This is a genomic window from Streptomyces sp. A 4/2 (assembly GCF_940670765.1).
Classification (GTDB): Bacteria; Actinomycetota; Actinomycetes; order Streptomycetales; family Streptomycetaceae; genus Streptomyces.
This window is the reverse complement of record NZ_CALNVW010000007.1, coordinates 115381-128802: the sequence shown is the minus strand read 5'-3', so window position 1 is coordinate 128802 and position 13422 is coordinate 115381. Positions and strand designations below refer to the sequence as shown.

The following is a 13422-nucleotide window of genomic DNA, read 5'->3' as shown; positions in this document are numbered from 1 at the left end:
GTGACATGGCGGAAGGCGGGCGGGAGAGCGGGACGGCCCCCGGGCCCGACACCGCGGGCGGCCGGGTGCTGGCCTACGTGCGGGCCCAGGCCGCCGCGCTCGCCGCGAGCGACCCCGCCGTACGGCGTGACCGCCCCGACGCCGTGCACCAGCTGCGCGTGGCCACCCGCAGACTGCGCAGCGCCTTCCGCGCCTACCGGGAGGTCTTGGACCCGACCGTCACGGACCCCGTCGCCGACGAGCTCAAATGGCTCGCCGCCGAACTGGGCGTGGACCGTGACCAGGAGGTCCTCGCCGAGCGGCTGACCGCCCGGATCGACGCGCTCCCCGACGCGCTCCTGCTGGGCCCGGTCCGCGGCCGGCTGCGGATCTGGACCGTCGCCGGGCGGACCGGATCCCGGCGCAGGACGGAGGACGTACTCGACGGCGCGCGCTACCCCGCGCTGCTCGACGCCCTCGACGCGCTGCTCACCGCACCGCCGCTGCTGCCCGCCGCGGACCGCCCCGCCGCGCAGGTACTGCCCGCGGCGGTACTCCGGGCGCACCGCAGACTGGCGGCCCGGATCGGGCACGCGCTGGCGCTGCCCCCGGGGGAGCCCCGGGACCTGGCGATGCACGACGCGCGCAAGGCGGCCAAGCGGGTCCGGTACGCGGCCGAGGCGGCGGCGCCCGCGCTGGGCCCGCCCGCCACGCTGTGCGCGCAGCGGACGAAGGCGGTCCAGACCGTGCTCGGCGACCACCAGGACAGCGTGACCGCCCGCCGGGCCCTGCGGACGCTCGCGATCCAGGCCCAGGCGGCGGGCGAGCCGTCGTTCACCTGGGGACTGCTGTACGGGCAGGAGGCGGCGCAGGCCGCCGAGCGGGAGCGGGAACTGCCGAAGGTGTGGGCGAAGGCATCGGCGGTGGATCTCCGGACGGCGCCGGACAGCTGACCGCCGGGGTACGCTGGATGGTCACCCCTGCCCGCTCATGAGAGACACCACCATGCCTGTCGAGTCGGTCTTCCCGCGGCTGGAAGCGCTTCTCCCGCACGTCCAGAAGCCCATCCAGTACGTCGGCGGTGAACTGAACTCCACTGTCAAAGACTGGGACGCATGCGACGTCCGCTGGGCCCTCATGTACCCGGACGCGTACGAGGTGGGCCTGCCCAACCAGGGCGTCATGATCCTCTACGAGGTACTGAACGAGCGTGAGGGCGTCCTCGCCGAGCGCACCTACAGCGTCTGGCCGGACCTCGAAGAGCTGATGCGCGAGCACCAGGTCCCGCAGTTCACCGTGGACGCGCACCGGCCCGTGAAGGCCTTCGACGTCTTCGGGCTGAGCTTCTCCACCGAGCTCGGCTACACCAACATGCTCACCGCCCTGGACCTGGCGGGCATCCCGCTGGACGCCAAGGACCGGACCGTCGAGGACCCGATCGTCCTCGCGGGCGGCCACGCGGCCTTCAACCCCGAGCCGATCGCGGAGTTCATCGACTGCGCGGTCATCGGCGACGGCGAGCAGGCCGTCCTGGAGATCACCGAGATCGTCCGCGCCTGGAAGGCGGAGGGCCGCCCCGGCGGCCGTGACGAGGTGCTCTTCCGGCTGTCGAGGACCGGCGGGGTGTACGTCCCGCGCTTCTACGACGTCGAGTACCTGCCCGACGGCCGCATCGGACGCACCGTGCCGAACCGGCCGGGTGTCCCGTGGCGTGTCTCCAAGCACACCGTGATGGACCTCGACGAGTGGCCGTACCCCAAGCAGCCCCTCGTGCCCCTCGCCGAGACCGTCCACGAGCGGATGTCCGTCGAGATCTTCCGCGGCTGCACCCGCGGCTGCCGTTTCTGCCAGGCCGGCATGATCACGCGCCCCGTGCGGGAGCGAAGCATCACCGGCATCGGCGACATGGTGGAGAAGGGTCTCAAGGCGACCGGTTTCGAGGAGGTCGGGCTGCTCTCGCTCTCCTCCGCCGACCACACCGAGATCGGCGAGATCGCCAAGGGCCTCGCCGACCGCTACACCGAGGACAAGGTCGGCCTCTCGCTGCCGTCCACCCGGGTCGACGCCTTCAACATCGACCTCGCCAACGAGCTGACCAGGAACGGCCGCAGGTCCGGCCTGACCTTCGCGCCCGAGGGCGGCTCGGAGCGCATCCGCAAGGTCATCAACAAGATGGTCTCGGAGGAGGACCTCATCCGTACGGTCTCCACGGCCTACGGCAACGGCTGGCGCCAGGTGAAGCTGTACTTCATGTGCGGCCTGCCCACCGAGACCGACGAGGACGTCCTGCAGATCGGCGACATGGCGGTCAACGTCATCGCCGAGGGCCGCCGGGTCTCCGGACAGAACGACATCCGCTGCACGGTGTCCATCGGCGGCTTCGTGCCCAAGCCGCACACCCCGTTCCAGTGGGCCCCGCAGCTCTCCGCCGAGGAGACCGACGCCCGGCTGACCAAGCTGCGCGACAAGATCCGCGGCGACAAGAAGTACGGCCGCTCGATCGGCTTCCGCTACCACGACGGCAAGCCCGGCATCGTCGAGGGCCTGCTCTCACGCGGTGACCGCCGGGTCGGCTCGGTCATCCGCGCGGTGTACGAGGGCGGCGGACGTTTCGACGGCTGGCGCGAGTACTTCAGCTACGACCGCTGGATGAAGGCCGCCGAGCAGACGCTCCCGGACTTCGGCGTGGACGTCGACTGGTACACCACCCGTGAGCGCACGTACGAGGAGGTCCTGCCCTGGGACCACCTCGACTCCGGCCTCGACAAGGACTGGCTCTGGGAGGACTGGCAGGACTCGCTCGACGAGACCGAGGTCGAGGACTGCCGCTGGACGCCGTGCTTCGACTGCGGCGTCTGCCCGCAGATGGACACCAGCATCCAGATCGGCCCCACCGGCAAGAAACTGCTGCCGCTGACGGTCGTCAAGTAGCCCCCGCCGGTCACCGACCGGCACACTGCCCGGCCACGGAACTCCGCGGCCGGGCAGTGGCGTACCACGGGGCGTCCCCCGGTCGGCGGAGCGTGCCCGTCCGGGTCCGGGAACCTGTGGTGCCCCGTACGCGTACTCTGGGTAGTAGAAACGACTGTCCCCGACGTGGTACCGAGGCCAGAGATCTCCCTGTCCGGCACAGAGCCGGACCGGGGTGAGCCGGTCCGGGTACCCCGGGAACCCCGCCGTAGGGCGGCGCGTCCCCCGCGCCAGCCCCGCACCGAGGAGAAGAACCACTGGGCAAGCGACAGCCCGAAGGCCCGCCGCCCGCTCCGGCGGTGCAGCGCATCCGACTGCGCTACACCAAGCGCGGCCGCCTCCGGTTCACCAGCCACCGTGACTTCCAGCGCGCCTTCGAGCGGGCACTGCGCAGAGCCGAGGTGCCCATGGCGTACTCGGCGGGCTTCACCCCGCACCCGAAGGTCTCGTACGCCAATGCCGCACCCACCGGCACCGGCAGCGAGGCCGAATTCCTGGAGATCGCGCTCACCGAGGCGCGCGACCCGGAGAAGCTGCGGCAGCTCCTGGACGAATCACTCCCCGACGGGCTCGACATCACCGACGCGGTCGAGGCGCGCACCTCGGGTCTCGCCGATCGGCTGACCGCGTCCGTATGGGAACTGCGCCTGGACGGCGTCGAGTTCGAGGAAGCGGAGCGGGCCGTCGCGGCCTTCGTCGCGGCCGGGACCGTCGAGGTCCAGCGCCGTACGAAGAACGGTGTGCGGACCTTCGACGCCCGCAGCGCCGTGGCCGAGCTGGTGGCCGTCCGCCCCGAGCCCGGTGCGCGCGCCGACGCCACCGGAGCGGACGGCACGGACCTCGTCAATAGGCCGGGGGGTGAGCGCTGTGCGATACTGCGGCTGGTTGTTCGGCACGTGACGCCTGCTGTGCGACCCGACGACGTCCTGTCCGGTCTCCACGCTGTGGCCGACCTCGCGCCGCCGGTCCCCGCAGCGGTGACCAGGCTGGCGCAGGGGCTCTTCGACGAGGAGTCCGGCACGGTGACCGACCCGCTCTCGCCCGACCGCGAGGCAGCCCCGGCCGCTCCACCCACGGCCGCCGGGACGGCCTCCCACCGGCTTTCCGCCGGGGGGACACCCGCGACGGCGTAGGAGGGGGTGCCTCCCCGGCCCTTCAGGGCCTGGGAGCGGTCCCGCCGCGTAAGGACAGTCGTTGTAGCGCAGCCCTTGGATCCGGGAGCCACCTGGGTCGGGCAGCGCACTGACCAGAAGACTTTCGCCAGGCCGTACGTACATCGCGTAGGGAACCGGCGAGCCAGACATCAGCTCCCGTGCGGCGCCCGCGCCCCGGACGAGCGGAACCGCGCATCAGACGCGGACCGTGCCGGACCGGAAACAGACGCGGCGCCCGGGAGCGTGACGGGAGAACCGCCCGCATGCTTGAGTCGAACGAATCCGGTACCACCGGAGCGAACGAAGAGACCAGTCCCAGCGACACGCTGCCGCCGCGCCGCAGGCGCCGCGCGGCATCACGCCCCGCCGGGCCCCCGGCCGGTGCGCGCGACGCCGCCGCGGACGCGGCCGAAGTGGTGACGCCGGCCATACCGGCCGCGGAGGGTACCGCGGCCGGATCGGCGACCGGCGAGGCGGCTCCGCCCGTCCGCCGCCGCGCGACCCGTAAGGCGACCGCTCCGGCGGGCGCCGCGAAGGCCGCCGAGCCGGCGGAGACCCGCCCCACGGACATCGCCGACACCCCGGTCACCGCCGAGGCCGCGGAGCCCGCACCGCGGGGCCGCCGCCGTGCCTCCGCCCCCGCGGGTGCACCGGTGACCGAGGCGACCGCCGGATCCGTCAAGGACGCCAAGGACGCCAAGGACACAGAGGCCGACGCGGCGCCGCCCGCGCGGACCCGCCGTCGTGCCACCCGTGGCACCGGCACACCTGTGGAAGACCCGCAGACCACTCAGGCCCCCGTGGCCGCTGCTGAGCCGGAGGCCGTTGTGGTCGATGAGACCCCGGACGCGGCCCCGCCGCGCGCCCGCCGTCGTGCCACCCGTAAGGCGACCGCACCCGCCGGTGCGCCGAAGAGCGCGGAGGCCCCGGCCGCCGAGCCCGTGGCCGCCGAGCCGGAGACCGCAGCGGCCGACGAGGCCCCGGTGGCGCAGGACGCCGCTCCGCCGCGCGCCCGCCGCCGCGCGACCCGTAAGGCGACCGCGCCCGCTGTCGAGCAGCCCGCCGCCGAAGAGCCGGCGCCGCAGGCCGACGAAGCCCCCGTCGAGGCGCCGCGCGGCCGTAACCGCCGCCGTGCCACCGCGCCCGTCGCCACCCCGGAGCCCGAGATCGCCCAGCCCGAGGCCGCGGGCGAGAGCCTGCCCGAGGCCGTCGCCGAGGCGCTGGCCGAGGAGACGGAGGCGGCGCCCCGCGGACGTAAGCGCCGCAGGGCCGAGTCCCCGCAGTTCACCGCGGTGGCCGAGAAGGAGAAGGCCCCGCAGCCCGCGGAGCCCGCCGAGCCGGCCCGCTCCCGTCGCCGGGCGCAGCGTCCCGCCGTGGCCGTGTTCCAGGCGCCCGTCTTCGCCGAGCCGATGTTCCAGACGCCGGAGACCGCCGCTGCTGCCGCTGCTGCCAGGTCCGCGGAGCCGGTCGAGGAGATCACGGACATCGAGGACGAGGAGGAGGGCGTCGAGGAGACCGTGAAGGCCCCCGAGCCCGCCGAGTCCGCGTCGCACGGCGGCTCGCGCGGCCGTCGTCGCCGTCGCCGTGGCGAGCCCGCCGAGGCCGAGAAGGCCCCCGAGCCGGTGGCCGCGCCCGCGGCCGAGGAGCCCGTCGAGGAAGAGCCGGAGTCCGAGGACGCGCAGGGCGGGGGCGAGGAGTCCGACGAGTACGGCGACCGCCCCTCGCGCCGCCGCCGCCGGGGTGGCCGCCGCCGTCGCCGCGGTGAGTCCGCGGAGACGGACGAGCACCACAACGACCAGCACGACGACGAGTCCGAAGGCGCCGACGAGGGCGAGTCCCGCGACGCCGCCGACCAGGACACGGACGGCGACGACCACGGCGACAGCGACACCGACACCGACGACAACGGTGCCTCCGGGTCGAGCAGCAGCCGCCGTCGCCGTCGCCGCCGCCGTCGCAGCGGTGACTCGGGCACCGACGCCGACGCGGTGGCCGACGACCCGGAGCGTACGGTCGTCAAGGTCCGCGAGCCGCGCAAGAAGGAAGCCGAGCGCGAGCCCGGCACCGGCTTCGACGAGGTCCAGTCCATCAAGGGCTCGACCCGTATGGAGGCGAAGAAGCAGCGCCGCCGCGAGGGCCGCGAGCAGGGCCGCCGCCGCGTCCCGATCATCACGGAGGCCGAGTTCCTGGCCCGCCGTGAGGCCGTCGAGCGCGTGATGGTGGTCCGCCAGCACGGCGAGCGCACCCAGATCGGTGTCCTGGAGGACAACGTCCTGGTCGAGCACTACGTCAACAAGGAGCAGGCCACCAGCTACGTCGGCAACGTCTACCTGGGCAAGGTCCAGAACGTGCTGCCGTCGATGGAGGCCGCGTTCGTCGACATCGGCAAGGGCCGCAACGCCGTCCTGTACGCCGGTGAGGTGAACTTCGAGGCGCTCGGCATGGCCCACGGGCCGCGCCGTATCGAGACCGCGCTCAAGTCCGGCCAGTCCGTCCTCGTCCAGGTGACGAAGGACCCGATCGGCCACAAGGGCGCCCGCCTGACCAGCCAGGTCTCGCTGCCCGGCCGCTACCTGGTCTACGTGCCCGAGGGCTCCATGACCGGCATCAGCCGCAAGCTGCCCGACACCGAGCGCGCGCGTCTGAAGACCATCCTCAAGAAGATCGTCCCCGAGGACGCGGGCGTCATCGTCCGTACCGCCGCCGAGGGCGCCAGCGAGGACGAGCTGCGCCGCGACGTCGAACGGCTCCAGGCGCAGTGGGAGGACATCGAGAAGAAGGCGAAGAGCGGCGGCAGTTCCAACGCGCCGACGCTGCTCTACGGCGAGCCGGACATGACCGTCCGGGTCGTCCGCGACATCTTCAACGAGGACTTCTCGAAGGTCATCGTCAGCGGTGACGACGCGTGGAACACCATCCACGGCTACGTCGCCCACGTCGCCCCCGACCTGGCTGACCGGCTCTCGCGCTGGACCTCCGAGGTGGACGTCTTCGCGACGTACCGCATCGACGAGCAGCTGATGAAGGCGCTGGACCGCAAGGTCTACCTGCCGAGCGGCGGCTCGCTGGTGATCGACAAGACCGAGGCGATGGTCGTGGTCGACGTCAACACCGGCAAGTTCACCGGCCAGGGCGGCAACCTGGAAGAGACCGTCACCAAGAACAACCTGGAGGCGGCCGAGGAGATCGTGCGTCAGCTGCGGCTGCGCGACCTCGGCGGCATCGTCGTCGTCGACTTCATCGACATGGTGCTGGAGTCCAACCGGGACCTGGTGCTGCGGCGGCTGCTGGAGTGCCTGGGCCGGGACCGTACGAAGCACCAGGTGGCCGAGGTCACCTCGCTCGGACTGGTCCAGATGACCCGTAAGCGGGTGGGCCAGGGTCTGCTGGAGTCCTTCTCCGAGACCTGCGTCCACTGCAACGGGCGCGGCGTGATCGTGCACATGGAGCAGCCGACGGCGATCGGCGGCGGTGGCGGGAAGCGCGCCAAGAAGCGCGGCCGGGGCGGCTCCGCGGGTGGCGACCACGACCACACCGGCGAGCACACGCACGAGCAGGACCACGACCACGACCAGGCCGACGACCACGAGCCGGAGGCCGGGTACGCGGACGTCGCGGAGCCGCAGGAGAGCTTCGTACCGGACGAGGACCTGTACAGCAGCCCCGCAGAGGCGGAGGCGGCTGCCACGCGCAGCCGTGGCCGTCGCAGGGCGACCCGCAAGGTGTCGGCCCCGGCCGGTGCGCCCAGGGCGGCGCAGCCGGAGACGGTGGCCGAGCCGGTCGCCGAGGAGCCGGTGGCACCCGAGCCGGTGACCCCGGAGCCGGTCGTCGAGGCCGAGCCGGTCCAGGAGGCCGCTCCGGCCCGTACGCGCCGCAGGGCGACCCGTAAGGCGACGGCTCCGGCCGGCGCGCCCAAGGTCGCCGACGAGGCTGCCGAGATCGTCGTCGCGGAGGCTCCGGCCCCGGTGGCCGACGAGCCGCAGGCAGCCCCGGAGCCGGTCGCCGAGCCCGCGCCGCCGCGGGCCCGCCGCCGCGCGACCCGTAAGGCCACCGCCCCCGCGGGCGCGGCCGAAGCGGCTGTCGTCGTGGTGGAAGCCCCGTCGGACGAGGCCCCCGCCCAGGCGGAGGCCCCGACCGCGGAGCCGGAGGCGCCGGCCAAGAAGACGGCCGCGCGCAAGACGGCGAAGAAGGCGCCGGCGAAGAAGGCCGCCGCCAAGAAGACCGCGGCGAAGAAGACGACGGCCGCCAAGAAGACGACGGCCAAGAAGGCTTCCAAGAAGACCGTGGCGGCGGAGCAGGACGCGCCGTCCGCGGTCTCGGCCTCCACGGAGGACTGACAGCCGTCGCGCAAGTAGCAGTCACCCCGGAGGTGCGGTTTCCTTGGCGGAGCCGCACCTCTGCTGTGTGCGCCTTTCCGGAATCGCCGGACAGCCGGGCACGCGGGCCGGAGGATGTCGTGCAGTGAGGTCGTGCGGCGACATCGAGAGACTGCTGAGGTGATGGTGTGGGCGGCGTACCCGATGCGACGGTGGCCTCCGGGCGGTTCGCGGAGACCGTCGAACTGCTCTCCTCGCGCTGGCTCCAGGACGGTGAGGCACTCTCGCTGGAGCTGGTGGTACGGATCGGGGGAGCCGCCGACCCCGGCACTGCCGCCGTGCATCTGGGACCTGTCCGGCAGGGCGGGACCACCCGCACCGCGACCCCGGACGGCGGCGGTACGGCCGTCCGCGCCCGGTTCCCGGTGGAACGCCGCGACGCCACGCTCCCCGTGCGCGTCTCGTTGGACGTCGCCGGCGCCCCGTACGAGATCCCGCTGCGGGCCGCGGGGCTGCCGATGCCGCTGGCCCGCCGGTGGGGCCGTGCGGACCCGTACAAGGCCGCGGCGCACGTGGACGCGGAGGGGCACATGGTGGTCAGTACGGAACGGCTGTTCCCACCGAGACCCTCGCTCGGCGCGCGGCTGCGCGGGCGGCTGCGCGTACGGCGGTGAGCGACCGGGGGTGAGACCGCGCGGGAGGCATTGCGGGAGGCCTTGTGCACGGTCGAAGGGGGCCGGTTTGACCCTCCGCGCCCGGCCCCGTAGCCTTACCCATCGGCGTGTTTCCTGTACGTCGCACCTCTGAGCAACTCCCTCCTGGCTCCGCCGGGAGAGGCCGCTCGTCCCATCCGGATCGTCACGGGTCCCCGGACCCGTGTGGGCGGCTGGCTTCAGAGGGCCGATTCCGAGCGAAAGAGAGATCCGCGTGTACGCCATCGTGCGCAGCGGTGGTCGCCAGCACAAGGTTGCTGTCGACGACATCGTTGAGGTTGACAAGATTCCCACCGCCAAGGTTGGCGACACGGTCGAGCTCTCGACCCTGCTCGTGGTCGACGGCGACGCCGTCACCAGCGACCCGTGGGTGCTTGCCGGTATCAAGGTCCAGGCCGAGGTCGTGGATCACCACAAGGGCGCGAAGATCGACATCCTTCGCTACAAGAACAAGACCGGCTACCGCCGTCGCCAGGGTCACCGCCAGCAGTACACGGCGATCAAGGTCACCGGTATCCCCGCGGCTGCGAAGTAAGGGACTGAGGAGACATGGCACATAAGAAGGGCGCATCGTCCACTCGGAACGGGCGCGATTCCAATGCTCAGCGGCTCGGCGTGAAGCGCTTCGGCGGTCAGGTCGTCAACGCCGGTGAGATCCTGGTCCGCCAGCGCGGCACCCACTTCCACCCGGGCTCCGGCGTCGGCCGTGGCGGCGACGACACGCTGTTCGCGCTGAACCCCGGTGCGGTCGAGTTCGGCACGCACCGTGGCCGCAAGGTCGTGAACATCGTTCCGGTCGCCTGACCTTTCAGGCTGCCGTAGAGCGATCTGTCGAGGGCGGACCAGGTTTCCCGTTGCTTACGGGAAGCTGGTCCGCCTTTGTCGTGTTACACGTATGACCGGTCGGTCTGAGACAAATTTCGTACTTTCTGGAGGCACACCCATGACCACCTTCGTGGACCGCGTCGAGCTGCATGCCGCCGCGGGTAGCGGAGGCCACGGCTGCGCCTCCGTACACCGTGAGAAGTTCAAACCGCTCGGCGGACCCGACGGCGGCAACGGCGGGCGGGGCGGCGACGTCATCCTCGTCGTCGAGCAGGCTGTGACCACGCTGCTGGACTACCACCACAGCCCGCACCGCAAGGCGACCAACGGCCAGCCCGGCGCCGGTGACAACCGCTCCGGCAAGGACGGACAGGACCTCGTCCTGCCCGTGCCCGACGGCACCGTGGTGCTCGACAGGACAGGGAACGTCCTCGCCGACCTCGTCGGCCAGGGCACCACGTTCGTCGCGGGCCAGGGCGGCCGTGGCGGCCTCGGGAACCACGCGCTGGCCTCGGCCCGCCGCAAGGCCCCCGGCTTCGCGCTGCTCGGCGAGCCGGGCGAGTCGCGGGACATCGTCCTGGAGCTGAAGACCGTCGCCGACGTGGCGCTCGTCGGCTACCCGAGCGCGGGCAAGTCCTCGCTGATCTCCGTGCTGAGCGCGGCCAAGCCGAAGATCGCGGACTACCCGTTCACCACGCTCGTCCCCAACCTCGGTGTGGTGACGGCCGGTTCGACCGTCTACACCATCGCGGACGTCCCCGGGCTCATCCCCGGAGCCAGCCAGGGCAAGGGCCTCGGCCTGGAGTTCCTGCGGCACGTCGAGCGCTGCTCGGTGCTCGTGCACGTCCTGGACACGGCCACGCTGGAGTCCGACCGCGACCCGCTCTCCGACCTCGACATGATCGAGGAGGAGCTCAAGCTGTACGGCGGTCTGGAGGACCGGCCGCGCATCGTCGCCCTGAACAAGGTCGACATCCCCGACGGCCAGGACCTCGCCGACATGATCCGCCCGGATCTGGAAGCGCGTGGCTACCGGGTCTTCGAGGTGTCCGCCGTGGCGCATCTCGGCCTGAAGGAGCTGTCGTTCGCGCTGGCCGGCATCATCGCCGAGGCGCGCGCCGCGAAGCCGCTGGAGGAGGCGACCCGGGTCGTCATCCGCCCGAAGGCCGTGGACGACGCGGGCTTCACGGTGACCTTCGAGGAGGAGGAAGGCGTCTACCGCGTACGGGGCGAGAAGCCGGAGCGCTGGGTCCGCCAGACCGACTTCAGTAACGACGAGGCCGTCGGTTACCTCGCCGACCGCCTCAGCCGCCTCGGGGTCGAGGACCAGCTGCTCAAGGCCGGTGCCCGTGCGGGTGACGGCGTGGCCATCGGCGCCGAGGACAACGCGGTCGTCTTCGACTGGGAGCCGACGCTGACGGCGGGCGCCGAGATGCTCGGCCGCCGCGGTGAGGACCACCGGATGGAGGCCCCGAGGCCCGCGGCGCAGCGCCGCAGGGACCGCGAGGCCGAGCGGGACGACTCGGACAAGGAGTACGACGAGTTCGACCCGTTCTAGGACGCGTTTGAAAGTCCGCCTGCGCCGCGCCGTCGGACCGTTTGCCGCCGCCCGAAGGGCGGCCCCGCGCACCCGGCCACAGGGGCGGACCTGAAGTGATTCAGGTCCGCCCCTGTGGCGTCGGTCACTCACCGTGGCAGGTGGGATTCGAGTGACCTTCCTGCCCTTAGGGTGAACAGGCGGTATCGCAAGGGTTGTGGAGGCTTGGCGTCCATCTTGCGAGACGGTCACGGAGAGTGCGACCATCACACCGTTCCCTCGTCATCGCAAGGTAGGTCGTCTGTGTCTGTGCAGCACAAAGCAACCAAGCCCCGGACTACAGCAGTCGTTCTCGCCGGTGGTACCGGCCAGCGCGTGGGTCTGTCGATCCCCAAGCAACTGCTGAAGATCGCCGGGAAGGCTGTCATCGAGCACACGCTGACGATCTTCCAGCAGGCTGATTCCATCGACGACGTCATCGTGCTGATGGCGCCGGGCTACGTACCCGACATCGAGAAGATCGTCGCCAAGTCCGGCCTCACCAAGGTGACTCGGATCATCGAGGGCGGCTCCACCCGCAACGAGACCACCGAGCGTGCCATCGCGGCCCTCGGCGAGGGCCTGGCCGAGGGTGAGGACCGCAACGTCCTCTTCCACGACGCCGTGCGCCCGCTGCTCTCGCAGCGCGTGATCAAGGACTGTGTGGACGCGCTGGAGCGCTACCAGGCCGTCGACGTCGCCATCCCGTCCGCGGACACGATCATCGTGACCCGCACCCACGGCGAGGACGGCGAGTTCATCACCGAGGTCCCGGACCGCTCCCGGCTCCGCCGCGGCCAGACCCCGCAGGCGTTCAAGCTCTCCACCATCCGCAGGGCGTACGCCGTCGCGTCCGGTGACCCGAACTTCCAGGCCACCGACGACTGCTCGGTCGTGCTCAAGTACCTGCCGGACGTGCCGATCTACGTCGTCGCGGGCGACGAGTACAACATGAAGGTCACCCAGCCGGTCGACGTCTTCATCACCGACAAGCTGTTCCAGCTGGCCTCCACCGCCGCCCCGCGCCAGGCCGACGAGGCCGCCTACCGCGAGCTGCTCGCCGACAAGACCCTGGTCGTCTTCGGCGGTTCGTACGGGATCGGCGCGGACATCGCCACCATCGCCGAGTCCTACGGCGCCAAGGTGTACGCACTGGGCCGCTCCACCACCGGCACGCACGTCGAGAACCCGGAGCACGTCGACGACGCCCTCTCCAAGGCGTACTCGGAGACCGGCCGGATCGACTACGTCATCAACACCGCGGGCGTGCTGCGCATCGGCAAGCTGGCCGAGACCGACAACACGACCATCCAGGAAGCGCTGAACGTCAACTACCTGGCGCCGGTGCAGATCGCGCGCGCCTCGTACAAGTACCTGGCGGAGACCAAGGGCCAGCTGCTGCTCTACACCTCCAGCAGCTACACGCGGGGCCGCGCCGAGTACAGCCTCTACTCGTCGACCAAGGCGGCCATGGTGAATCTCACCCAGGCCCTCTCCGACGAATGGGCGGGCGACGGGATCCGCGTCAACTGCGTCAACCCGGAGCGCACGGCAACGCCGATGCGGACCAAGGCATTCGGCCAGGAGCCCGAGGGGAGCCTGCTCTCCTCGGAGGCGGTGGCCCGTACCTCGCTGGACGTGCTGCTGTCCGAGCTGACCGGCCATGTCATCGACGTACGCCAGCAGGACCCGACCCGCGACGCCAGCGCGGACGCCTCAGGGTTCGAGCAGGCCCTGGCCTCGGTGTTGGACCGTCAGGAAGATGTGTAATACTTCTTGAGCAAAACTGGAAGCTTTTTTCGGGCCTCTGTGATCGCTTCACGCGAATCGCAGAGGCCCGAATGCGTGAGGCCTCGCCTTCACAATTCCCCCAGATAAGCCGACCGACA

The 13422-nt window shown here is 71.6% G+C and carries 8 protein-coding genes and 1 pseudogene; all 9 read left to right on the top strand.

Going from position 1 to position 13422, the window contains the following annotated elements; genetic code table 11:
* Window positions 1-2: 2 nt before the first annotated feature.
* Window positions 3-932, top strand: a pseudogene (locus NBY69_RS04560) (CHAD domain-containing protein); the annotation flags it as partial.
* A 52-nt stretch (window positions 933-984) separates the two neighbouring features.
* Window positions 985-2910: a TIGR03960 family B12-binding radical SAM protein gene (locus NBY69_RS04555; RefSeq protein WP_250298548.1), complete on the top strand. Its 1926-nt coding sequence runs from the start codon at window positions 985-987 to the stop codon at window positions 2908-2910.
* Window positions 2911-3248: 338 nt separating this feature from the next.
* Window positions 3249-4082: a TIGR03936 family radical SAM-associated protein gene (locus NBY69_RS04550; RefSeq protein ID WP_250298421.1), complete on the top strand. Its 834-nt coding sequence runs from the start codon at window positions 3249-3251 to the stop codon at window positions 4080-4082.
* 284 nt (window positions 4083-4366) lie between these two features.
* Window positions 4367-8440, top strand: a complete 4074-nt coding sequence (locus NBY69_RS04545) for an Rne/Rng family ribonuclease (RefSeq protein WP_250298420.1) — start codon at window positions 4367-4369, stop codon at window positions 8438-8440.
* A 167-nt stretch (window positions 8441-8607) separates the two neighbouring features.
* Window positions 8608-9093, top strand: coding sequence for a hypothetical protein (locus NBY69_RS04540; RefSeq protein ID WP_250298419.1), 486 nt, complete (start codon window positions 8608-8610; stop codon window positions 9091-9093).
* 253 nt (window positions 9094-9346) lie between these two features.
* Window positions 9347-9667: a 50S ribosomal protein L21 gene (gene rplU, locus NBY69_RS04535; RefSeq protein ID WP_164265538.1), complete on the top strand. Its 321-nt coding sequence runs from the start codon at window positions 9347-9349 to the stop codon at window positions 9665-9667.
* A 14-nt stretch (window positions 9668-9681) separates the two neighbouring features.
* Window positions 9682-9936, top strand: coding sequence for a 50S ribosomal protein L27 (gene rpmA, locus NBY69_RS04530; protein ID WP_250298418.1), 255 nt, complete (start codon window positions 9682-9684; stop codon window positions 9934-9936).
* A gap of 139 nt (window positions 9937-10075) precedes the next feature.
* Window positions 10076-11515 (top strand): GTPase ObgE, encoded by a 1440-nt coding sequence (gene obgE / locus NBY69_RS04525; RefSeq protein ID WP_250298417.1) that lies wholly within the window; start codon window positions 10076-10078, stop codon window positions 11513-11515.
* Window positions 11516-11797: 282 nt separating this feature from the next.
* Window positions 11798-13303 (top strand): bifunctional cytidylyltransferase/SDR family oxidoreductase, encoded by a 1506-nt coding sequence (locus NBY69_RS04520; protein ID WP_250298415.1) that lies wholly within the window; start codon window positions 11798-11800, stop codon window positions 13301-13303.
* Window positions 13304-13422: the final 119 nt, after the last annotated feature.